Genomic DNA, 24560 nt, shown 5'->3' on the forward strand with positions numbered 1-24560 from the left:
AGATTGTAAAATCATTTTAATCCTTATAATCTGTGGCAAAAAAATATAAAAGAATACCAGATTTCATTCAATCTGAAATCTAAAATTAAAAATCTAAAATTAAAAATGAGAGTATTTAAATTTGGTGGAGCATCGGTAAAGGATGCGGAAGGAATTAAAAACGTATACGACGTTTTACAACAAGTGGGTTATGAAGATGTGATTTTGGTCGTTTCGGCAATGGGGAAAACCACAAATGCTCTTGAGGTTGTTATCAAGAATTATTTTGAGAAATCGGCAGAGTTGAATTCATCTGTACAAGAAATAAAAAAATACCACAATCAAATATTATTAGATTTATTTGATGATGAAAAACATGCTGTATTTGCTGCAGTTAACGAGCAGTTTTTAGAATTAGAGTATTTCCTGGCACATAATAAATCGCCAAATTACAATTTTGTTTACGATCAGGTTGTAAGTTTTGGAGAATTGATTTCTACTAATATTTTAAGTCATTATATGAATTTCAGAGGAATCCAGACGCAATGGCTTGATGTTCGTAATTTCATTAAAACAAATGCAAACTATAGAGATGCAGAAGTTGACTGGGAAACGACTCAGCAAAACATCAGCAAAAATGTACCAAGAAAACAACTAAATATTACACAAGGATTTTTAGGTGCCGATGAAAATAATTTCACTACTACTTTAGGCCGTGAAGGTTCTGATTATACTGCGGGAATTTTTGCTTACTGTTTAAATGCCGAAAGTGTAACGATCTGGAAAGACGTTCCGGGAGTTATGAATGCCGACCCGCGTTATTTTGAAAATGCTAGTTTATTAAACCAGATTTCATATCGTGAAGCGATCGAATTAGCGTTTTATGGAGCAACGGTTATTCACCCAAAAACATTACAGCCTTTACAGAAAAAAGAAATTCCGTTATACGTAAAATCATTTATCAACCCATTATTAAAAGGAACTTGTGTTTCTAAAGGCGTTGATTTGGAGCCGCAATATCCTTGTTTTATTGTAAAGAGAGAACAGCTTTTGATTTCGCTTTCGTCTATTGATTTCTCTTTCATTATGGAGGAAAACATTAGTGAAATTTTTGGATTATTCCACGAATTCAAAATCAAAGTAAACCTGATTCAGAACTCTGCAATTAGTTTTTCTGTTTGTGTGGAAGATAAATTCGGAAACTTTAATGAATTGAATGCGATTCTTTCGAAAAAATTCAAAGTAGATTACAGCGAGAATGTAACACTTTATACGATTCGTCACTTTACAGAAAATGCTGCACAAACGGTTGAAGAAAACAAAGAGGTTTTATTGAAACAAGTAAGCCGCGAAACCATGCAGATTGTTACTAAAGAATTAAACTAAGGCTTTATAAAAAGGTAATTATTAAAATTCAGATATTTTTTGAAAAGGCTTCACTTAATTGTGAAGCCTTTTTTGTCTTAAGATTTTTCTTATTTTTACAGATTCTTTATCAAATGAATTAAAATATGAGTTTTAACGAACCTTCCGAAGAAGAAAAAGACAATTGGCACAACGATCCTAAAAACTGGATTTGGGGAATCTTCTATTATAATCCGCAAGACAAAAGAATCTTTCCGCCAAAAAGAATAAAGCAAATGGGCTGGACAATTAATTTTGGCAATCCAAACTCGGTTTTCTTTGCGGTGATAGTAATACTTGTTTTGATTATAGTATCAAGATTTATCAAGTAATTACCTAGTCCCATTATTCTCTAACAATCAAAGTCAGACAAAGCATCAACTCTAGATTGTCGAGCTTCTTACATTCCTTCGACTTCGCTCAGGATGACAATAGGTATGCATAAAAATAAATCTGTGTAAATCCGTTTTACCTGTGTCATCTGCGTGCCATTTACCTCGCCCTATTATTCTCAGACTGCTCAATTTCAGTTTTCTTATAATTTGTCTTTTTTGAATTCCCGAAACTATATGTCGCAATCAGTTTAAAGTAATTTGTGGTATACGTTCGGTGATAATAAATTTGGGTTTGCCCCACTTCATAATCGCCCGAAACCATAAACTTATGAAAGATATCATTTGCCGTAAAATTTAGTTTTAAGGCATCTTTAAAAAAATTTCTTTCGATTCCTAACGTTACTGTTGAACGGGAATTGTCACTTCGTAATCCGTAACTTTTATTGCCTAAATACCAGGCTAATAATTGCACTTTAAAAAGATCAGGAATTGTAAAGGTATTATTTGAATACAAATAGATTTGCGGTTTAACCGGACCCGTAGCATATTCATAAAAATCGTCTATTGCTTTCGTTAAATTCATACTTACGGTATTAGTAGAATTCCACCATTTAACATTGAAAGATCTGGAAAGTGAAGTAAAAAAGGTGTGTTCTTTTTCTAAATTTAATGATCGCAAAATATAACTGTTTGGCGTATCGCCTCGCAAAGCAGCGCCAGAAATAGGATCAATTTTATAAGTATAACCCATTTTAAAATCAAACTTTTTGTACATAGTTCCAATTTCAAAAGCGTGCACTTTTTCCGGAAGCAAATTAGGGTTTCCTTCAATTGTAGTAAACGGATCCTGATAAATAACATACGGATTCAAAGCCTGATATCTTGGTCGTGTAATTCTGGAAACATAAGAGAAATGACCTTTCCAATCTTCAGAAAAATCAAAATTCAAAAGCAGGTTTGGGAAAAAGTTACCGTAACTCTTTCCAAATTTCTGAATTCCGTTTGCATTTGTATACAAATCATAATTAGTTCTTTCGGCTCTGGCTCCTACCGAAAAATTGACTTTTTCGCCCCATGTACTTCCAAAAGTAAAATAGGCCGCGGCAATTTTTTCATTGTATTTAAAATCACTCGAAAGTTCATCATCCAGTTCAAAATTCATATCGTCAGCATTAGCGATTAAAAAATCTGTTCCTGATTTTATGGTGGCGTAACTGTATTTTGCTCCCATTTCGAGTTTGGTATTTTCTTTTATTTTCTTCGAATAATCAGCTTGAGCAGCGACAATATTTATGGTACTTCCCACATTATTTTTTAGATATTTTTGGATGTTATTTTCATCAACCAAACTGTTTTCTTCGATAAAATCTCTTACCGTTCCATTGTAATTGGAATATTGCGTTCCTATAAACAACGATGAACCTTTTGGATCTGTAATCAAATTATAATTCAGGTTTACAAACTGATTCAGCAAAACATCATTTTTTGCAATATCTGTAGCATAAAAACTATTTCCGGTATTATTCGTAATTGAATTTCTGCTTTCGACCTCGCCGCCCAAATCTTCAATATTTCCGCTGTAAGCTAATGAAATATAACTTTTTTCAGAGAAAGTATACTGCAATCCAAATCCAAAATTGGAATAATTATTAAATTGCCTTCGCCAATCTGTTGTTAAAACTGATTTCATATATTCGTCGGGATTGGGGCGTGTTCGTGTGGTGTATAACAATTCTCGGCCTTTGCCTAATTGCAAACCATAATTGGTTATAAAGGAGATTTTTCCTTTTGAATAATTAAAATCAAGAAGTGTGTTTGTACTTGTTCCTGCAAATTTCGAAACAGTAACATGCTGACTTGCTGAACCCATTATGCCACTTTCGATATTTTGTTTGGTAATAATATTGACAACTGCTTTTCCTTCGGCATCGTATTTTGAAGATGGATTTGAAATCACTTCAATTTTAGCAATCTGAGAAACCGGAATTGCAGCAAAACGTTCGTAATTAATCAGGATTCCATTTAGGTAAATAATCGCTTCGCCTTTTCCAAGAACGCTGATTTGTCCTTCGGCAACCACAACATTGGGAACGCGGCTCAATAATTCGTTTACAGAACTGCTTGTTGCCAGAACTGTTCCCTTAACATTGACATCGATTGTTCCGTTTGCACCATATTTTAATAATGACGGATTGCTTTTTACCACAACTTCATTTAACTGATTATGATCTTGATCCTTGGGTATAGAATCCGAAGCAGAGCCTGATAATGTTGTTTTTTCAATTAGTTTATCCTCTTCAACATAGGATTTATCCCGATTATTTTTTACGGCTTGTGCTTTTACTTCGATTGATGAAAAAATCAGGCAATAAATAGAAATAACAACAACAATAAGAAATTTCATAAACTTTAAAGATTAGCGGTTTGACTTTATTTGAAACAAAAGTCATCTGAAAATCTGTGAATAAGGTTTTAGAAAGCGAAATCAGGAGTACGGATTTATAAATCAATACTTTGTTTTACGGCTGTAAAGCCTGAATTTGGTAATTTAAAGGTGTGGTTCCGGTATGTTTTTTAAATGCGGCGAAGAATGTAGATTTAGAATTAAAACCCACATCATAACCAACGGATTCTAAAGTTAGTTTATCATTTGATGTTATAATTTCGCAGGCATTATTGATTCTGAATTCATTTACGAAACTGGTAAAATTCTTTCCTAAATTATTGTTTAAAAACTGCGACAATTGATGACTTGGGATATTTATTTCCTGAGATAAATCTTTTAAACTCAAATTCGGGTTTCTGTATAATGCTTTTTCGTTCATTACTTTTTCCAGTTTTTGAGACAAAATCAAAGCTTCTTCTTCGTTCAGTTTTTTGTCTTTTTGAATATTGAGCAGGAACAAATCATCAGTTTTTGTTCGGTGTAAAAGAACCAAAATTATCAGGTATAAAATAAAAGTAAAAGCGAGTGCACCTGTTATGCAGGAAACAAAAGGAACTCTGATAAATCCTAAAAAATAGGATATAAACACTAAAGCAATTCCGAAGAAAATAGTTCCAAACCATCTTTCTGATGGAAGTGTATTTTGGTAATTCTGAATTATTTTCTCCAATAATAATCTGATTTCAAAACCTGAAATAAAAATATAAGTGAACCATTGAAGGAAAATAAAAGCCACAAAATAATCATTCCATAAAACGGGATAATTTTGGTATGGAAATACAAAACCAATTATCAAAACAGCGAGAATCCAAATGGCTAAATGCGATTTCCATTTTACCGGAATTGTATTTTGAATTCCTGATTTTAAAGTAAGATATAAAAGCGGCCCAATTAATAAACCAGCCGAAAGACCAATTTGCAAATAGGTTTTGTGAAGATTGTTATTGAAATATACAAAAACGGTAACGGCGATTCTGGTACTTAATGCAAATAAAAGTGCGCCAAGAAACAGATTAGAAAGGTATTTTTTTCTGGTAAAAAACAAAAAATACAGACTTAGAATAAATCCGTTGAAAGCGCCTAAAGCACCAAAAAAGAATAATATTTCTTTACCTAAACTCATATTTAAGTTTGTAATGCCTGAAGCTGATAATTAAGCGGCGTTGTTCCAGTATGTTTTTTAAAAGCGGCGAAGAATGTAGATTTCGAGTTAAAACCTACATCGTAACCCACAGATTCTAAAGTCAGTTTATCGCTTGAAGTGATTATTCTGCAAGCTTCATTTATTCTGAATTCGTTTACAAAACTGGTAAAATTCTTTCCGAGATTGTTATTTAAAAACTGCGATAATTGATGGCTCGAAATATTAATTTCTTTGGATAAATCCTGCAAATTTAAATTCGGGTTTTTATACAAACTTTTATCGTTCATTATATTTTCCAGTTTTTCGGAAATAATTATGGCTTCCGCCGAATCTATTTTTTTACCCGAAATTTTCTGGACATTCAGTAAAAACAAATCATCGGTTCTTTTTCGGTATAAAAGAATGGAAATTATCAGATATAAAATAAAAGAAAAAACAACAGCTCCGCTTATATAGGTTGCTCCCGAAGCGCCCATAATGGCTAAAAAGTAAAAAAGAAATAATAAAAAATTTCCCAGAAAAAGCATTCCGAACCACATTTCTGATGGTGTCTTTTTTTCTTTTGTATTCGTGATTTTCTTTATAATACTTCTAATTGTAAAGGCTGAAAAAATGATATAAACAAACCATTGAAAGTAAATGATTTTTATAAAATACCCTCTCCAAAGTTCTGGATAATATTCATACGGATATAAAATTCCGGCTGCAACAATTATTGTTCCCCAAAACAACAGAATAAATTTCCATGATTTTGGCATTACATTGATTTCTTCCACTGCCGATTTTAGAAAATAATACAAACAAGGGCCAATAAAAAAACAGGCCGTTAACCCAAACTGCAAATACATTTTGGGCAATTCGGGATGAAAATAAACAAATACAGACTTGCCAATCCTGATGCTTAAAGCAAACAAAAGTGCGCCAAGGAAATAATTGGTCAGGTATTTTTTCTTGGTAAAAAAGAAAAAATAAATTCCCAGGATTACTCCGTTGAAAGCTCCCAAAGCACTAAAAAAGAATAAAAGTTCTTTGCCGGTATCCATGTTTTAAATTCGTTTTATACTGAACAAAGCTAAAAAAAAGATTGATGTGTGATGAGAATTCTGCTTCAAATTATAATTAAATATCATGTATAAAATAAGCGATTGAGTTCAAAATCAGCTGGTTTCCCAATAAATAAAAGCCTCGTAATTTCTTGATTATATATACTACTTTTGAATTTTTAGAGTTAAAATGTTTATGTTGAAAAAATTACTGTTTTTTGCGGTGCTTTTTTGGTATTCCGGGCTTATGGCGCAGGATACGGAATCACTGTACAAAACAAAAAAAGTAATTGCGGTAAAAGACACAATTCGTCTTGAGAATTTCAGCATAAATTCCAGTTTTTTTGAAATTTTAAATAGTAAAAATCAACCTATTGATTCGAGTTTTTACAAAATTGATTTTCAAAAAGGAACGCTTCTTTTAAACGAAAAATTCACTTCGGTTTCTGATACTTTAATTGTCAACTATCTTAATTATCCTGATTTTCTAACTAAAGAATACGGGCTTTACAAAGACAGTCAGGTTGTAAGCAATGATGTTGGAACTGAAAAGTTATATAAAATTGATAATGCCAATGCTAAAAAAGTGACGCCTTTTGATGGTTTAAATACTTCCGGAAGTATTACCCGCGGCGTTACGATTGGAAATAATCAAAGTACGGTTTTAAATTCTAATCTGGATTTGCAGATTACGGGGAAAATCTCAGATAAAGTGAGTCTTCGGGCTTCGCTTCAGGATAATAATATTCCGCTTCAAGATGGCGGTTATTCTCAAAAACTCGATCAGTTTGATAATATTTTTATGGAACTTTTTACAGATGACTGGAACATTCGCGCGGGAGATGTTTTTCTGGAGAATCGGAAAACGCAATTTTTAAGTTTCAATAAAAAAGTTCAGGGACTTTCTGCCAGTTTTGATTTTGATACAGAAAAAAGTAAAACTAATGTTTTTGCTTCGGTTTCGTTTGTAAAAGGGCAATATGCCAAAAGTACGTTTACGGGTCAGGAAGGAAATCAGGGTCCTTATAAATTAAAAGGTCAAAATGGCGAATTGTATGTTTTGGTCATTTCTGGTTCTGAGCGTGTTTATGTAAACGGTGTTTTGCTCAAACGCGGCGAAAACAACGATTATGTTATTGATTACAATGCGGGCGAAATTGTTTTTACTTCGCTTTTTCCTATTACTTCAGAAATGAGGATTAATGTGGAGTATCAATATTCTGAACGAAATTATAACCGATTAGTTACCTACGCCGGAGGCACAACTGAAAATAAAAGCTGGAGTTTTGGCGGTTATTTGTATTCTGAAAACGACCTAAAAAATCAGCCTTTACAGCAAAATCTTTCTACAGAACAAGTTCAGATTTTGGGTCAGGCTGGAGATGACCCAACTAAAATGACGGCTCCTTCTGCTTATGAAGATAAATATGCCGACAATAAAATATTATATAAAAAAACAATTGTAAACGGGATTGAAGTTTATGAATATTCCAACAATTCTGCCGATGTTTTGTACAATGTAAAGTTTAGTCTTGTTGGTAATAATCTGGGAAATTATAGTATTCAGAACACGAATTCTGTGGAAAGAATTTACGAATATGTTTCGCCTGTTGGCGGTATTCCGCAGGGAAATTATGAACCTATCGTTCAGCTGGTTGCGCCTATGAAAATTCAGGTTGCGACTTTTTTAGGGAAATACAATCCTGACGAAAAAACGCTTGTTGACTTTGAAATCGCCATGAGTAATAATGATAAAAATTTATTCTCAGGAATTGACGATTCAGACAATGAAGGAATTGCTTTTAAAACGAATATTAAAAAACGTCTTTTTACCAGAGACTGGACTCTGGACGGTTTTGCGAATTATCAATTTGTGCAGAAAGATTTTAGATCAGTTGAGCGTTTGTATAATATTGAGTTTAACCGCGACTGGAATTTGAATTCGACACTTTTAGGCAATCAGAGTTTATTGGTTACGGGCGTTAATTTTGATTTATTTGCGAAGAAAGAAACTTCCAATATTGGTTTGTTTACGTATCAATTTGAGAAACTAGATTTTACCGAAAGTTATTCGGGAGCGCGTCATACGACAACGGCTTTGTTTAAATTGAAGAAATGGACGATTCAAAATCAGGGCAGTTTTTTAAATTCTGATGCAACAGCTTCGACTTCGAAATTTATTAGAAACCAAACCCGGGCAAAATATCATTTTGGAAAAAACTGGGTTGGCGGAAGTTTACAAATTGAAGATAATCAGGAAAAAGATAAGGTTACCAATCAGTTTTCGGCTTTAAGCCAAAGGTTTTCAGAATATGGCGTTTTTGTTGGACGCGGAGACAGTACGAAGGTTTTTGTTGAACTGGGCTATTTACAGCGCAGAAATGATAGTTTGCAAAATGGGCTTTTACAGCATGTAAACAATTCGCAGACGTATTTTTTAAAGTCAAAATTAATCCAGAATAAAACGACTGATTTAGCGGTTTATGCGAGTTACCGAAATCTTGATTTTACGGATTCGAGCAGAAAAAATGAGCCTTCGTTAAATTCGAGAATTTTGTATAACGACCGATTTTTTAATCAGTTTATGCAGATAGGAACGGCTTATGAAACGAGTTCGGGAACTATTGCGCAACAGGAATTTACCTATGTTGAAGTTCCAACGGGACAAGGTGTTTATACCTGGAACGATTATAACGGAAACGGAATTCAGGAATTGGAAGAGTTTGAAATTGCTGCTTTTCCGGATCAGGCGAAATATATTCGAATCTTTCTTCCGAATCAGATTTATATTAAAACGAATCAGAATAAATTTTCACAATCGGTTATTCTGAATCCGCTGCAATGGCAGAATGAAAAGGGCTGGAAGAAATTGCTTTCTTATTTCTATAATCAGACTTCGTTTATTATGGATCGCAAAGTGCGAAGCAACGGCGATCGTTTAGAGCTGAATCCGTTTTATTCTTCTGAGGAAAATATTCTGGGTTTAAACTCCAGTTTCAGAAATAGTTTGTTTTACAATCGCGGCAAGCAAAAACATTCTGTTACGTATTCTTACCTTATTAATAATGGTAAAAATTTACTTTCTATTGGTTCCCAAAATGTCAAAAATAATTCGCATCAATTGCAATATACACATTTATACCAAAAAAGCTGGCTGTTTAATTTGTTTACCAAAACGATAAAAACAGATTTGATTTCGGAGGATTTTGTCGAAAAGAATTATGATTTAAAAGGCTATCAGGTCGCGCCAAAAATCAGTTATTTGTTTTCTAAAAATACGAGCCTGGATTTCTTTTATGAGTTTCAAAACAAGGAAAACAAAATTGGAAATCAAGAAAGTTTAGTCCAAAACCGACTTGGAACTTCGTTTTCTTTTGCGGGTGAAAAGAAGGTAACGGTAAATGGCGAGTTTTCTTTTTATGAAAATAAGTTTACGGGAAATGAGTTTTCATCAGTTGGTTTTCAAATGCTTGAAGGATTACAGGCGGGGCAGAATTTAGTCTGGAAATTGCTTTTGCAGAAAAATATTACTTCCTTTTTAGATGTTAATTTAAACTATCAGGGGCGTAAAAGTGAGACTGGAAATACGATACATACAGGAAATGTTCAGCTTCGTGCATATTTTTGATGTTTAACAAAAACATAAGAATTAATTGCTTAATTTTATGTGAATTTATAAAATATAACCAAGATGAAAAAATTATTATTACTTTGTTTTTTAGTAGTTTTATCTACTAATTTCTACGCCCAGGACACTAAAGACACTAAGGCGAAAACAGAAGCCAAAGCTAAAAAAGCAAAATCTGATGCTGATAAAGCAAAAGCCGATGCTAAAAAAGAATCTGCTAAAGCTAAAAAAGAAGCATCAAAAGCTAGTGACGCATCTGCGAAAGCGGAAAAAGATGCGGCAGCCAAAACTAAATCAGCGGCAGACAAGGAAGCAGCAAAAGCTAAAAAGGAAGCTGCAAGTGCAAAAACGGAAGCAGCTAAAGCAAAAAAAGCTTCTGATAAAGCTGAAGGTGCAAAAACTGATGCTAAAAAAGCAAAAGCCGATGCTGACGCAGCAAGTAAAACGGCTAAGAAAGATGCCGCTGCTGCTAAAAAATCAGCTACAAAAACTGTAAAAGAAACCAACGAAAAAGCTCCAAAAACACCAGACAAGGTTACTGGAGAATACAATGGTAAAAAAGTATATACTGGTCCAAAAGGCGGAAAATACTATATTAATAAAAACGGAAACAAAACTTATATTCAGGATTAAGGAAAGATACTAAGATGCTGAGTTGCTAAGTTTCTAAGATATGAGACTTTAAAGCCGAACTTACGTTCGGCTTTTTTATTTGCTGAGAAAAACTTAGAACCTTAGTATCTCAGTACCTTAGCATCTTAACATACAAGTAACTTTGTTTTTTGTATTGGTGTATTTTCTTCTTCTTTTTAACGAAAAATAAAGCCTGAGGATACCTGTAGAGTTAATAATTTAGTAATGTGTGCGAAATAACATAAAAAACATATTTATCTATCTTCGTTTTTTAAAAGCGTTAAAAACTATGAGCATTGATTATTCTGCTAACAAAACTATATTAGTTGCTCCATTAAATTGGGGACTTGGGCATGCAACGAGATGTATTCCTATAATTAAGGCGCTTCAAGAAAATAATTTTATTCCGATTATTGCTTCTGACGGTGTTGCGCTGGCTTTATTACGAAAGGAATTTCCATACATTCAAACTCTGGAGCTGCCTTCTTATCATATTGAATATGCTAAGAATGGTAAAAACTTTAAATGGAAGCTGATTAAAAATCTTCCGAAAATGATTACGGCCATTTTAGATGAAAAGAAAATGGTGAACGGCTGGATTAAAAAACATGGTATTGACGGAATTATTTCTGATAATCGACTGGGTGTTTTCAGCAAAAAAGTGCCTTCTGTTTTTATGACGCATCAATTGAATGTCATGACGGGAAATACGACTTGGTTTACGAGTAAATGCCATCAGCATTTTATAAAAAAATATACCGAATGCTGGGTTCCAGATTCTAATGATAAAGTGAATCTTACGGGAGACTTGGGACATCTTAAAACAGATGAACTAAACCTACGATATATTGGTCCTTTGAGCAGAATGAAGAAAAAGGAAACGCCCAAGATTTATGACTTGATGATTATTTTATCAGGACCTGAACCTCAGCGTACTTTTCTGGATGAGAAACTGCAAAAAGAAGCTGCAAAATTTAATGGTAAGGTTGTTTTTGTACAGGGAATTGTGGAGAAAACCCAGGAAAAATGGGAAGCTGGAAATGTTACCTATTATAATTTCATGAATTCAAAACAGTTAGAGCAGACTTTTAACGAAAGTGAATTTGTGCTTTGCCGTTCTGGTTACACCACTGTTATGGATTTGGCTAAATTAGGAATGAAAGCTTTTTTTATTCCTACGCCGGGACAATATGAACAGGAATATCTGGCGGTAAAACTTCAGGAAGAAAATCTTGTACCGTATGCAATGCAAGACGACTTTACGATTGAAGATTTATCAAAGGTAAAGTCGTTTCAAGGTTTGTCTCAATTTAAAAATGAAATAGACTGGGACTTATTATTTAGTGTTTTTGAAGATCATTTATAAAAAATAAAAAAATCCGTGTCAATCTGCGTTTTCACGATAGTGAATCTGTATAATCTGCGTCGAAAATTAGACACTGATTAAACTGATTTGCTTTCGCAAAGTCGCTGATTAACACGGATTTTATTTTTATTTTTTAGAAGTTGAACTGCGCTTGTAATCGCAATACATTTCCTTGTTGTCTGTTTATTGGAAGCGCACTGTCTTCAAAAGTTCTGTCGGCGATTACGTATTCTGCTGTTAGTTCAAAAGCTTTAATTGGCTGCCATTCAACACCAAATTCGTAATCTCTTACGACATAACTTCTGGCATCTTTTTCGTATTTTTTTCCTCCGTCATAATATTGAAATTTGGCGAAAGGATAAATATGCTGTTTTTTGATGTCCCATTTATAGTTTAATAAAACATAACCTCCGTTTAAATCAGTTTCATCAACGTGATTGGTTAACGTATTATAACGCGGGCCTCTTCCTATATTATATTCTGTCTGGATTCCGAATGGTTTTGGATATAAAACAAACGTTGCTCCAAGTCTTTGGTCTTTCACATACTGCGGATCGTCAACAGTTACTCCATTAGAAATTTCTCCTGTAAATGCCCATTTTCCTGTGTAAGCCTGAATTCCCGGTTCGATAATCTGATTTCCAATTACGAATGGATACGTTACTCTGGCTACTACATTTAAATCTCTGTTTCCGTCTATTTTATTAGCAATTTGTCCATTATAAACTCCAAACGCAAATACTCCAAAATCTCCAGAACCTTTATATCCGTCTTTTACTAACATGGCAAAACGCTCTCTAATTTCGGCTGGAGCCCAGTAAAAGAACATTCCTAAATCACGTTCATTTGCTATTGAACTGTTTATGGCATCGGCACGATCCAAAGTTAAACGCTGTGAACTTGACTGCATGTTTTCAAATCCGTATGGAATTTTACTCTGCCCAACACGAACGCGGTATTCTTTTTTCTTATCAAAAGAAAGATCAAAATAAAGATCTCGGATTTGCACGAAATTCTGAATTCCAGTTACAGGCGAACTGGCAAAATCGGGTTGAAAATAGAAAAATACATTTGGATGAACCTGTCCAGAAAACACTAAACGGGCACGGCGAATGAAAAGTCCGTTGTTTGCTTTTGCATCCGGAGCAGTTGAAGTTGTTCCCCAGGATTTATCACATTGCTCGCAGGAAACTTTATCATTTGTAGAAAAAAGTCCGTTGTATCTAATTTGAGCATAACCTCTTAAAGAGATTCTGTCATACCAGTGTTCTTCAACTCCTCCTCCGGATTTAGTTTCCGGAAGTTTTGCTTTGTTGATGGAATCTAAAATACGAAGTACTTCATTTTTTACTTCCTGTTTGTTTATTTCCTGTGCATTTGCAGCACAAGTAATCAGCATTAAAACGGCTAATATTTTTCTTTTTATCATTAGTTCTTTAATTCCCTTAATTTCAGGATGCAAAGATGGATCACCTATGTTAAGAAATCATTAACCAGATGTTACTATAATAAAAATTTAATGTTATCGACTAAAATCGTATGTTTATTTATTGTTAAAACCCTTGTTTTAGGGCTTTCAGCAAAAATGAACTTACAATTTTTTAACGTCGGCTTTTTGTATTTTAAATGCTTTTTCAAGCGTAAAAGAGAATTCTGAACCAATTCCGAACTCACTTTCTACATAAACTTTCTCTTTATGTGCTTCAATAATGTGCTTTACAATGGCTAAACCTAAACCAGAACCCCCTTCAGAACGGGTTCCGCTTTTGTCAACTCGGTAAAAACGTTCAAAAAGTCTAGGAATGTTTTGTTTTTCAACTCCTTCTCCATTATCACTTATACGAATTAACACTTTTTTCTTGGTTAGGTTTACAACTCCCACTTCGGTCAAACCGCCTTCTTTTCCATATTTAATGGAGTTGACAATCAGGTTTTCTAAAACCTGTTGGATCCTGTCCTGATCGCCGCGAATAATTACCGACTGTACATTTTTGCTTTCAAAAGCCAATTTTATTTTCTTTTTATCGGCTTTCATTTCCAATAAATCAAAAACATTCTGAATCAGTTCAACGATATCAAAATCAGTCATATTTAAATCTAAATCACCAGACTCCAGTTTGGTAATCATATCTAAATCTTCAACTATATATATAAGACGTTCTACTCCTTTCTCGGCACGTTTTAAATATTTTTTTCGAATGTGTTTGTCGTCCATTGCGCCGTCAAGTAAAGTCGAAACATAACCCTGAACGGTAAATAAAGGTGTTTTTAATTCGTGCGAAACATTACCCAGAAATTCCCTGCGGTATTGTTCACGAATTTCGAGCATTTCGATTTCGAGTTTTTTATCGGTTGCAAACTTTTTCACTTCCCGCGAAAGTGTTTCCATATCGGTCGTTATAGGCTGGTTGATTAGTGTTGTGGATTCTAATAACGAAACCTCATCGTAAATTTTCTTTACTCTTCGATAAATAAATCGTTCTACACGATATTGTAAAACCAAAAAGGAGAATATATAAATGGATATTATGAAAATAATTCCAAATGCAATTTGGTGTTTTAACTGATTTTTATACAATAACGACATCAAAATCAGTACAAATCCTGTCGAGAAAAGACTGATATACAATGCCGATTTTATAGCAAATTTGTATGTTTTTTTAAAATTGATTTTCATTGATATATTTAAAATATAAAACCATTAAGAGCTTATTCTTTTCACCATAAGTTATATAAGTTCATTTAAAAATAAGCTTATTTGTTTGGATTACAAAACAATGTAAAAAAGTAAATCTTTGCCAAAGTTCAGAACTTTGACAAAGATAATTTTAATACAAAAGTATGTACACTATAATTTAAATGAACTTATATAACTTATATGGTTCAAATTTATATAGAATTTTTAAACTTCAAATTTATACCCAACACCTTTTATGGTTTTAAAAAGGTCTTCTCCTATTTTTTCACGCAGTTTTCTGATGTGAACATCGATTGTTCTTCCTCCTACTACAACTTCATTTCCCCAAACTTTATCAAGGATTTCATCTCTTTTGAAAACTTTCCCTGGTTTTGAAGCTAATAAATAAAATAATTCGAATTCTTTTCTTGGTAAAGCAATTTCGACATTGCCTTTTATGATTTTATATTCTTCGCGGTTAATCTCGATTCCGCCAACATTTATAGTATCTGTAACGACTTCTTGTTCTTTTAACCTTCTTAACAAAGCCTTTACTTTAGACACTAATAATTTTGGTTTGATTGGCTTTGTAATATAGTCGTCAGCACCTGCGTCAAAACCAGCTACTTGCGAATAATCTTCGCTTCTTGCCGTAAGGAATGTTATGATAACATTATTTAACTCAGGAATTTTTCTGATGTGCTCACAAGCTTCCATCCCGTCCATTTCTGCCATCATCACGTCCATGATAATTAATTCCGGCAATTCTTTCTGAGCCTTTGCTATAGCATCTTTTCCATTAGAAGCAGTAACAATCTGGTAGCCTTCCTGAGCGAGGTTATAGCCAACGATTTCTAAAATGTCCGGTTCGTCGTCAACTAATAAAATCTTAGTTTGTGTTTTTTTCATAAATAGCAAAAATTGAGATTTTTACATCAAATATTCTTAATTATTTATTCGATGTTTTTTATTTCACAGCGTAAATATACTAACAAATGAACGGTTAAAAATTGGTGTTAACCGTAATTTAATCTCATAACAATTTCATAATCTTAACAACACAAAAACATAACAAGTCCGTAACATGAACTTTACAGGGCGGTTCTTTCTTTGCACAAAAATAAATTAAACACAACACACAAATGAAATTCAATTTAAGATTTCTATTTATTGCATTATTTATCTGTACGATTTCGATCGCGCAAAACAAAGGTACGATTTCTGGAGTTCTGACTGACAAAGAATCGAACAATGCAGCGTTACCTTTTGCTAATGTTTTAATTAAAGGTACAAATATTAGCGTTAATACTGACATTGACGGAAAATATTCGTTGAATGTAAATCCTGGAAACTATACTATCATTTTTAGTTTTGTAGGATATGAAACTAAAGAAGCTCCGGTTACTGTAAAAGCAGGTGAAACTGTAGTTATAAATCAAATACTTTCTTCTGGAAGTTTTACTCTTAAAGATGTTGTTGTAAAATCTACAGCAAACAAAGAAAAAGAAACTGCTCTTTTATTAGACCAAAAAAATGCTGTTGTTATCAAACAAAGTATTGGTGCACAGGAAATGTCCAGAAAAGGTGTTAGTGACGTTGAAGAAGGTTTAACAAAAGTAACAGGAATTACAAAAGTAGGATCAAGAGGTATATTTGTTCGTGGTCTGGAAGATCGTTACAACAACTTATTGATCAATGATCTTGCTGTTCCGTCAAACAGCCCTTTCTCAAAAATTGTTCCTCTTGATTTGTTTCCAACAAACATTGTAGGTGTTATTGATGTATACAAAACATTTAACCCAAATATTTATGGAGATTTTGCTGGTGGAACTTTTAACATTCAAACTTCAAAGGTTTCTAAAAACATTACCAAAATAAATATTGGTGCAGGATATACTACTGGAAACAGTTTTAAAGATTTCTTGCTTTCTGCTGATGCAGATTCTGCTGCAGGATTTTTTGGGTTTAACGGAAAAGACAGAGAGCTGCCAAGCTTTTTAGGAGAAACTGCCGGTAGAACAACTTTTACACAAGATCAGGCATTAAACTCTGTAAGCAATGATAAAGGTTTTAATGTAAGTAAAACAAAAAGCCCATTAAACTCTAGTTTCAATTTTCTTCATGCAGAAAAATTTGACTTAAGCAATGATCGTAACATTTCATACTTATTGTCTCTTAATTTCGACAATAGTTATGCTGTTAGAGAAGGTGTAAGCAGAACACTTCAAACTCTTGGTGATAAATACAATAATGATTTTGTTAATACTGAATACCGTTTAAAAACTAGTACATCTGCATTAGTTGGAGTAAATTACACCACTGAAAGATTTAAGTTAGCTTTTAATACTTTGTATTTAAAAACAACATTAAACTCAATTTTAGACCAATACGGTGTTTTAAGCAACAATGGAGTTAAAAACAACTTTATCCGTACTAACCAATTGGATAAAACAGATTATTTAAATGCTCAATTATTAGGAGAATATAGTTTGACAGAAGATAAAAACCAAACTTTAAAAGGTGGTGTATCTTATGCAAATACAAAATACGGACAACCTGATAGAAAGTTTTTCTCAGGAACTCAGGAAAGTGAAAATCAAATTAACACTTCTTATGGTGGTAACAACTTCTTACGTCAGTATTTAGATGTAGATGGAAATGTATTTGTTTCTGGATTATTAGAATACAACTTGAAATTTGGAAAAGATGGAAAACAAAACAAATTGACAGTTGGTTATAACGGAAATGTTTCTAAAATGGAATCTTCTTATCGATTTGTTGCTAGTAATGGCGGAACTTTTACATCAACAGATATAAATAATATTGATACAAAAATTACAAATGACATTAACAGCAATGCCGTTTTCTTTAACGAAAGTTCAAACACTACTTACAAAGTAAAATTGAATGAAAGTGCAAATGCCGGATACGCAAACTTATTCTTGAAATTTGCAGAGAAATTTGAACTTAATGGAGGTGTAAGAGTTGAAAGTACTATTAAAGAAACATACTACAGAACTTTAGGTTCTTTTGATGATCCTTTCAAATTAAAAAAATACAACAACCTTTATGTTTTACCATCGTTAAACCTGAAGTATCTTTTAAACGATACATCAAACATTCGTTTTGCAGCAAGTAAAACTTATACAAAACCGGTTGTAATGGAATCTTTCCCAATATCATACATCAATGCAGATAATACTTCGACTCAAGGAAACTCTTTATTGAAAAATAGTGATAACTATAATGTTGATTTAAAGTACGAAGTTTTCCCAACTGCTAAAGAAATGTTGACTTTTGGAGTATTCGGAAAATATATCGACAATCCTATCGAAAGAACGTTTATTGCTAATGCAACATCTGGAACTGTAACTACATTTTTAAATTCAGATAACGCAACATTATTTGGAGCTGAAGTTGAATTTTTATTAGGGTTAAACAGAATAAGTGAAAGCTTACAGCATTTCTCTTTTGGATTAAACGCTTCTGTTATGTCTACAAAAGTAAATGTTGCAAAAACTTACGAATCTCAGGACGAAGACGGTTTGGTTACGGTTAAAAATTCAATCGAAACACACCAGACAAGATCTTTACAAGGTGCATCAGACTGGTTAATTAATTCTGATTTGAAGTATGAATTCAATTTAGCTAAAGACTGGACAAACACAATGTCACTTGTTTATGGTGTATTCGGAAAAAGAATTTACGCAGTAGGTACAAACGGTCAGGACAATACTTATGAATTACCTGTATCACAATTGGACTTTGTTTGGGGAAGTAAAATTTCAGAACACTTTGATGTAAAATTCACAGCTGATAACTTATTAAATCCAGTAAGAAAATTAGAATTTGGAAACAACGGAACTGTAAAAGTTGACGAACCATCTTTATTGGCTAACAGTTATAAAAGAGGTGTTGGTTTTTCTGTAAAATTAGGATACACGTTTTAATACACAACATATCGCAAATAAAAGGCTCCAGATATCTGGAGCCTTTTTATTTTAAAAGACAAATCAAAAATCCTGCTTAACATTCTCTTCACATTTTAATTAATTTTTGGTAACCGTAATGTAATGTTCAGGTAACGCCTTAAAGAGATTAACCAATTAATTTTGGCATTATAAAAACGAAATAATACAACACACAAATTATGAAAACTAAATTTTTTGCTTTAGCCCTTGCTACAAGTTTATTTTTAAATTCTTGCTCTAGTAGTGACGATCCTACTCCTGTTACTCCGCCTGCAACTGGAGAAATTACAGGTCCAATATCTGCTAACAAAACTTTTGCTTACGGTAACTACACTTTAAAAGGAATTGTAAAAATTAATTCTGGTGTAACTGTAACTTTTGATGCAGGATCTACAATCACTATAGACAAAGCTACTGGAGATAATGCTTTAGTTGTTTTAAACGGTGGAAAATTAATCATCAACGGAACTGCTGACAAACCAGTTGTATTTACAGAAAAATCTAAACTTCCAGGTTCTTGGGGAGGAATCATCATGTACGGTGATGCTCCTGCAAAAGTTGCTGGTGGAGGAACTTCTTCAACTTCAGAAGACGGAAACAATATTTCTTACGGAGGAACTAATGCAACTCACAATGGTGGTTCATTAAACTATGTAAGAGTTGAATATGCTGGATCTAAATTAGCTGATGGTCAAAAAGAAAACAATGCTTTTACTTTTTATTCAGTAGGATCAGGAACAACTTTAGATCACTTAGTAGCTTACAAAGGTGCTGATGACGGATTCGAATTCTTCGGAGGAACTGTAAGTATGACAAACGCTATTTCTTTCGGAAACTATGATGATGCATTCGACTGGCAAGATGGATGGCAAGGTACTGCTAATACAAACTGGTATGCTTACCAAACAGGAAAAGGAAACTACGGAATGGAAATCGAAGCTTCTGCAAATGACAATGCTTTCGGACCAAAAGTTACTAACATTACTTTAAAAAGAGAAGCTGGAAACGTTCCTGAAGTTGGAGATAACCAAGTTGATGCTTTCCAATTCAAAAGAGAAGGTAACGGAGAATACAGCAACATTATTGTTGATGGTTACGGAAACTTTACAACTGGAACTACAACTTACAAAGGTAGCGTAGTAAGTATCTTAGATGCTGCAACAAATACACACCAGGTAAACACTGGAAAAATCAAAGTTTTAAATGTTAAAATTAGCAATACTACAAACGTAATTCCTGTTGCTGGTGTTGATACATTTACAGTTTCTTTCCCAGCTGGAACTTTTACAACAAGTACTACAGCTACTGGAGCTTCATTGACTACAGGAAACTGGGCTACAGTTGACGGAACAAACTTGATCAAATAAGACATACCGCATAAAATTGTTAAAAACATCCTAAATTATTAGGATGTTTTTTTTTGGCGTAGTTTTTGTAATTTTTTTTGTATATTTACTTACACAAATAAATGCGATGGCAAAAAACTACTTTTATATTACATTCTTATTGGCTTTTTTCTTTACTGTAAGTGTCTCGGCACAAGACAGTAAGCAATTACCAAAAACTCAAGACGCTACGGGTATTGAGGGACTAAGCTTGTACCCTAATCCTGTTACCAGCGGAAGAGTATATATTTCTTCTAAAAATGATCTGGAGAAAGAAATAATCGTTTTTGATATATTAGGAAAAAAAGTACTGCAGACGCATTTAGCTTCCAGAGAACTTAGCGTTGCAGATTTAGTTCCAGGCGTTTATATCATAAAAATAAGCGAACAAAACTCCTCCTCAACCCGAAAATTAATTATCCGATAATATAAAAAAAGCTCCTTTTTGGGAGCTTTTTTTATAGTTTGCAGTGTTCAGTTTTTAGTATTCAGTTTCTGTAAAAGCTTATAAATGTGAAATTAGACTGAACACCAAAAAACTGAACACTGAACACCAAAAAATAAATATCTTTGCACAAAAAAAGTTTTGATTACAGCCAGCGATATATTTACGATTTCAAGCCATAAACAATTTGAAAAAACAGCATTAAAAGTGTTTCGCTTTCAATACGCTAACAATGCCGTATATCGCGATTTTTGTGATTTTTTAAAGACAGATGTTCAGCAGGTAAAATCATTACAGCAAATTCCTTTTTTACCTATTCAGTTTTTCAAAAGCCACGATGTGGTTTCTAATGAAAACCCTGCTCAGGTAACTTTTACCAGCAGCGGTACAACTGGAATGATTACCAGCCGACATTTAGTGACCGATGTTTCCCTATATGAGGAAAGTTACCGCAAAGGATTTTCTCAATTTTACGGCAATATCGAAGATTATGTTGTTTTAGCCCTTTTACCGTCTTATTTAGAGCGTGAGGGATCTTCGCTTATTTATATGGTCGAAGACTTGATAAAGCTATCCAATCAGCCCGAAAGCGGCTTTTATTTACACAATCACGACGACTTAATTAAAAAGCTGACTGAATTAGACCAAGCGGGTCAAAATGTGATTTTAATTGGTGTTACATATGCCTTATTAGATTTGATTGAAAAACATCAATTCAATCTTCAAAATACCATTATTATGGAAACCGGAGGAATGAAAGGAAAACGCAAGGAAATGATTCGCGAAGAACTTCACGAAATACTTTGTAAAGGTTTTGGTGTTTCTTCTATTCATTCAGAATACGGAATGACAGAACTTTTAGCACAAGCCTATTCTTTGGGTGAAGGTGTTTTTGAATGTCCGTCATGGATGCACATTTTAGTTCGTGATCCCGAAGATGCTCTCACTTACGTAAACGACGGAAAAACCGGAGGAATAAACGTAATTGACTTAGCTAATATCAATTCCTGTTCTTTTATTGCAACGCAGGATTTAGGCAAAAAAAATCCCAACAACTCTTTTGAAGTATTGGGACGTTTTGATAATTCTGATATTCGCGGTTGTAACTTAATGGTTCTTTAATATCGGTTAACCGAATCAACGACTAAACAGTTAAAAAAACTAATTTTCTTCCGTTACGCCAATACTATCTATTCCTTCTTTTCTAGACAATTCTCTTTCTTTCTCGCCTTTGCTTTTTAATAAACTGTAAACGCCATAACATGCTAGTCCTCCCAAAAGAACGAAAAGCAGATTCCATCCGATACTATTATAATTTTCGTCATTTACACCATCCACACCATTAATAAAAAAGACACAAGCTCCATATATAAAACCTGCTACAAGAGTAGTTCCGTAATAAGACGCTAACCCAATAAGCGCATAAGTCCATTTGTTCTTATTATATTCAGTAGCTAAGTCGCTAAACGATTTCCAAATCCAATAAATAAATATAATTCCTATCATAAGTTTATTTTTAAGTGATAAACATACTAAAAATATCAGTTGGATATAATATAAAATAAAAATCCCAACTGCTCTTTCAAACTATTGGGATCTATATAATATGTTCTAACTTTCAGAAATCGATTAAACAATTAACCAATTAAACACTTAAATCACTCTAATTACGAAATAATTTTTCTTTCCACTTTGCAACAATACAAACTGATTGTTAATCAAATCATTTGTACTCAAAACAAAATCTTCTTTAATTTTTTCTCTGTTTACAGAAATAGAATTCGCTGTTAAAGCTCTTCTCGCCTCTCCGTTTGATTTAAAGAAACCTGTTTTTTCATTTAAAACTGAGATAATATCCAATCCATTTTCTAAATCTGCTTTTGCGATTTCAGCTTGAGGAACTCCGTCAAAAACTTCTAAGAAAGTCGCTTCATCTAACTGTTTCAAATCTTCGGCAGTAGAATTTCCAAATAAAATATTCGAAGCCTGAATTGCTTTTTCTAATTCTTCTTTACTGTGAACAAAAATCGTGATTTCTTCAGCTAGTTTCTTTTGTAAAATTCTTAAATGCGGCGCTGCCTGATGTTCAGCAATTAAACCATCAATAGTTTCTTTATCTAAGAAAGTAAAGATTTTAATATATTTCTCTGCATCAACATCTGTAGCATTTACCCAAAATTGGTAAAATTTGTAAACAGAAGTTTTATCAGCATCTAACCAAACATTTCCACCTTCAGATTTACCAAATTTAGATCCGTCAGCTTTTGTGATTAATGGCGTTGTCAATGCAAAAGCTTTTGCACTTTCTCCGCCCATTCTGCGTACTAATTCTGTACCCGTGGTAATATTTCCCCATTGGTCAGAACCTCCCATTTGCAAAAGGCAGTTATTGTTTTTATATAAATGATAAAAATCGTATCCCTGAATTAATTGATAAGTAAACTCTGTGAAAGACATTCCTTCACCTTCTCCGTTAATTCTCTTTTTAACAGAATCCTTCGCCATCATATAATTTACCGTAATACGTTTTCCAACTTCACGGGCAAAATCAATAAACGAGAATTCTTTCATCCAGTCATAGTTATTAACCATAATTGGAGCGTTTGCTTCTTTTGAATTAAAGTCTAAGAAACGAGACAGAACACTTTTAATTCCAGCCACGTTTTTAGCCAAAGTTTCTTCGTTCAACAAATTTCTTTCGTCAGATTTTCCAGAAGGATCACCAATCATTCCGGTCGCGCCGCCCACAAGGGCAATTGGCTGATGACCAAAATTCTTTAAATGAACCAATAAAATAATCTGAACCATACTGCCAATATGCAGCGAATCTGCCGTTGGATCAAAACCAATATATGCCGCCGTTACCTCTTTTAGCAATTGTTCTTCCGTTCCTGGCATGCTATCATGGTATAAACCGCGCCACTTTAATTCTTCAACTAGATTCTTCATTTTTAAAATATTTTGCGCAAATATAATCAATGGCAATGGCAATATCAAAAACTTATGCCACTAAGGCACAAAGGCGCCAATATTATTAAAAAACAAAAAAACTTTGCGCCTTTGTGCCTTTGTGGCAAAAACCAAAAAACTTATCTTTACAAAATGGTATTAGTAACTGGCGGAACAGGTTTAGTGGGCTCACATTTATTGCTTCATTTAATTGAAAATGGAGAAAATGTTCGGGCTATTTACCGAACCGAAAGCAATATTCAAAAAACAAAATCGGTTTTTGAATTGTATCAAAAAGATGATTTATTTGAAAAAATAGAATGGCTTGAAGCCGATATTTTAGATGTTCCTTCTCTGGAAATTGCTTTTAATGATATTGATTACGTTTACCATTGCGCTGCCTTTATTTCTTTTGATCCCACAGATGAAGAAATACTTCGAAAAACCAATATTGAAGGAACAGCCAATATGGTTAATTTTTCTCTTGCCAGAGGAATAAAGAAATTCTGTTTTGTGAGTTCTATTGCCGCTCTTGGCGATTTAGCCCCGCATGAAACTTATATTACCGAAGAAACCGACTGGAATCCGGAAAAACCACACAGCGATTACGCTATTTCTAAATATGGTGCAGAAATGGAAGTCTGGCGTGCGCATCAGGAAGGTTTAGATGTAATTATCGTAAATCCGGGCGTTATTTTAGGTCCAATTCCGAAAACAAAAAGTAAACAGCAGGGAAGTGCAGAATTGTATGTAAAAGTCGCAAACGGACTTCCTTTTTACACACTCGGAAGTACTGGTTTTATTTCGATTGATGATGTTGTAAAAACAATGCATCAGTTAATGAAAAGTGATATTAAAAACGAGCGTTTTACTTTGATTACAGACAATGTTGTTTTTAAGGATATTCTGGACACCATTGCCGATGTTTTAAAAGTCAAAAAACCGCATCTTCATGCAAAACCTTTTTTAATGAATTTGCTTTGGATTGTCGACGGAATATTTTCGCCTTTATTTTTTCAAAAAAGAACTATTACAAAAGCGACTGCAAAAGCATCTTATTCTAAAAATCTGTATTCTAATGAAAAAATAAAAACCGCTCTTGGAACGGTTTTTTTAGATGTACATCAATACATAAAAGACATTTCGAAACTATAA

At 33.4% G+C, this 24560-nt stretch carries 18 protein-coding genes; 10 read left to right on the forward strand and 8 right to left on the reverse strand.

Going from position 1 to position 24560, the window contains the following annotated elements; translation table 11 throughout:
- Nucleotides 1-105 precede the first annotated feature (105 nt).
- Nucleotides 106-1365, forward strand: a complete 1260-nt coding sequence (locus FLAPXU55_RS05245) for an aspartate kinase (protein ID WP_053472498.1) — start codon at nt 106-108, stop codon at nt 1363-1365.
- Nucleotides 1366-1490: 125 nt separating this feature from the next.
- Nucleotides 1491-1715: a DUF5808 domain-containing protein gene (locus FLAPXU55_RS05250; RefSeq protein ID WP_180856861.1), complete on the forward strand. Its 225-nt coding sequence runs from the start codon at nt 1491-1493 to the stop codon at nt 1713-1715.
- Nucleotides 1716-1875: 160 nt separating this feature from the next.
- Here the strand turns inward: FLAPXU55_RS05250 and FLAPXU55_RS05255 are convergent, their stop codons facing one another.
- The 3 genes from FLAPXU55_RS05255 to FLAPXU55_RS05265 all read right to left on the reverse strand — a co-directional run bounded on the left by FLAPXU55_RS05255 (nt 1876) and on the right by FLAPXU55_RS05265 (nt 6351).
- Nucleotides 1876-4122: a TonB-dependent receptor domain-containing protein gene (locus FLAPXU55_RS05255; RefSeq protein WP_180856862.1), complete on the reverse strand. Its 2247-nt coding sequence runs from the start codon at nt 4120-4122 to the stop codon at nt 1876-1878.
- A 115-nt stretch (nt 4123-4237) separates the two neighbouring features.
- Complete coding sequence (locus tag FLAPXU55_RS05260) at nt 4238-5287, reverse strand: helix-turn-helix domain-containing protein (RefSeq protein ID WP_180856863.1); 1050 nt, start codon at nt 5285-5287, stop codon at nt 4238-4240.
- Nucleotides 5288-5289: 2 nt separating this feature from the next.
- A complete protein-coding gene (locus FLAPXU55_RS05265) occupies nt 5290-6351 on the reverse strand; it encodes a helix-turn-helix domain-containing protein (RefSeq protein ID WP_180856864.1) in 1062 nt (353 codons plus the stop codon).
- Nucleotides 6352-6547: 196 nt separating this feature from the next.
- On the opposite strand from FLAPXU55_RS05265, the gene FLAPXU55_RS05270 reads away from it, so the two are divergent.
- From FLAPXU55_RS05270 to FLAPXU55_RS05280, 3 genes are all read left to right on the forward strand, one after another.
- On the forward strand, nt 6548-9979 hold the full coding sequence (locus FLAPXU55_RS05270) for a hypothetical protein (protein WP_180856865.1): 3432 nt from the start codon (nt 6548-6550) through the stop codon (nt 9977-9979).
- A gap of 63 nt (nt 9980-10042) precedes the next feature.
- Nucleotides 10043-10612, forward strand: coding sequence for a hypothetical protein (locus FLAPXU55_RS05275; RefSeq protein ID WP_180856866.1), 570 nt, complete (start codon nt 10043-10045; stop codon nt 10610-10612).
- Nucleotides 10613-10901: 289 nt separating this feature from the next.
- Nucleotides 10902-11978: a glycosyltransferase gene (locus FLAPXU55_RS05280; protein ID WP_180856867.1), complete on the forward strand. Its 1077-nt coding sequence runs from the start codon at nt 10902-10904 to the stop codon at nt 11976-11978.
- A 133-nt stretch (nt 11979-12111) separates the two neighbouring features.
- Here FLAPXU55_RS05280 and FLAPXU55_RS05285 read toward each other — a convergent pair whose 3' ends face one another.
- The 3 genes from FLAPXU55_RS05285 to FLAPXU55_RS05295 all read right to left on the reverse strand — a co-directional run bounded on the left by FLAPXU55_RS05285 (nt 12112) and on the right by FLAPXU55_RS05295 (nt 15564).
- Entirely contained in the window at nt 12112-13407 is a 1296-nt protein-coding gene (locus FLAPXU55_RS05285; RefSeq protein WP_180856868.1) for a porin, read from the reverse strand.
- A gap of 162 nt (nt 13408-13569) precedes the next feature.
- On the reverse strand, nt 13570-14655 hold the full coding sequence (locus FLAPXU55_RS05290) for a sensor histidine kinase (RefSeq protein ID WP_180856869.1): 1086 nt from the start codon (nt 14653-14655) through the stop codon (nt 13570-13572).
- Between the two features lie 225 nt (nt 14656-14880).
- On the reverse strand, nt 14881-15564 hold the full coding sequence (locus FLAPXU55_RS05295) for a response regulator transcription factor (protein ID WP_012022635.1): 684 nt from the start codon (nt 15562-15564) through the stop codon (nt 14881-14883).
- Between the two features lie 233 nt (nt 15565-15797).
- Between FLAPXU55_RS05295 and FLAPXU55_RS05300 the strand changes: the two genes are divergently transcribed.
- From FLAPXU55_RS05300 to FLAPXU55_RS05315, 4 genes are all read left to right on the forward strand, one after another.
- The gene (locus tag FLAPXU55_RS05300; protein ID WP_180856870.1) at nt 15798-18605 is read left to right on the forward strand and encodes a TonB-dependent receptor; all 2808 of its coding nucleotides are present in this window, start codon (nt 15798-15800) and stop codon (nt 18603-18605) included.
- 200 nt (nt 18606-18805) lie between these two features.
- Complete coding sequence (locus FLAPXU55_RS05305) at nt 18806-19993, forward strand: hypothetical protein (protein ID WP_053472486.1); 1188 nt, start codon at nt 18806-18808, stop codon at nt 19991-19993.
- 106 nt (nt 19994-20099) lie between these two features.
- Nucleotides 20100-20438, forward strand: coding sequence for a T9SS type A sorting domain-containing protein (locus FLAPXU55_RS05310; RefSeq protein WP_053472555.1), 339 nt, complete (start codon nt 20100-20102; stop codon nt 20436-20438).
- Between the two features lie 159 nt (nt 20439-20597).
- Nucleotides 20598-21578, forward strand: coding sequence for a LuxE/PaaK family acyltransferase (locus FLAPXU55_RS05315; RefSeq protein WP_053472485.1), 981 nt, complete (start codon nt 20598-20600; stop codon nt 21576-21578).
- A gap of 39 nt (nt 21579-21617) precedes the next feature.
- Here FLAPXU55_RS05315 and FLAPXU55_RS05320 read toward each other — a convergent pair whose 3' ends face one another.
- Both FLAPXU55_RS05320 and tyrS read right to left on the reverse strand, forming a co-directional pair.
- Nucleotides 21618-21962, reverse strand: a complete 345-nt coding sequence (locus tag FLAPXU55_RS05320; RefSeq protein WP_180856871.1) for a hypothetical protein — start codon at nt 21960-21962, stop codon at nt 21618-21620.
- A gap of 147 nt (nt 21963-22109) precedes the next feature.
- The gene (gene tyrS / locus FLAPXU55_RS05325) at nt 22110-23405 is read right to left on the reverse strand and encodes a tyrosine--tRNA ligase (protein WP_180856872.1); all 1296 of its coding nucleotides are present in this window, start codon (nt 23403-23405) and stop codon (nt 22110-22112) included.
- A 153-nt stretch (nt 23406-23558) separates the two neighbouring features.
- Between tyrS and FLAPXU55_RS05330 the strand changes: the two genes are divergently transcribed.
- Nucleotides 23559-24560: an NAD-dependent epimerase/dehydratase family protein gene (locus FLAPXU55_RS05330; protein WP_180856873.1), complete on the forward strand. Its 1002-nt coding sequence runs from the start codon at nt 23559-23561 to the stop codon at nt 24558-24560.

The organism is Flavobacterium panici, assembly GCF_903819335.1.
Classification (GTDB): Bacteria; Bacteroidota; Bacteroidia; order Flavobacteriales; family Flavobacteriaceae; genus Flavobacterium; species Flavobacterium panici.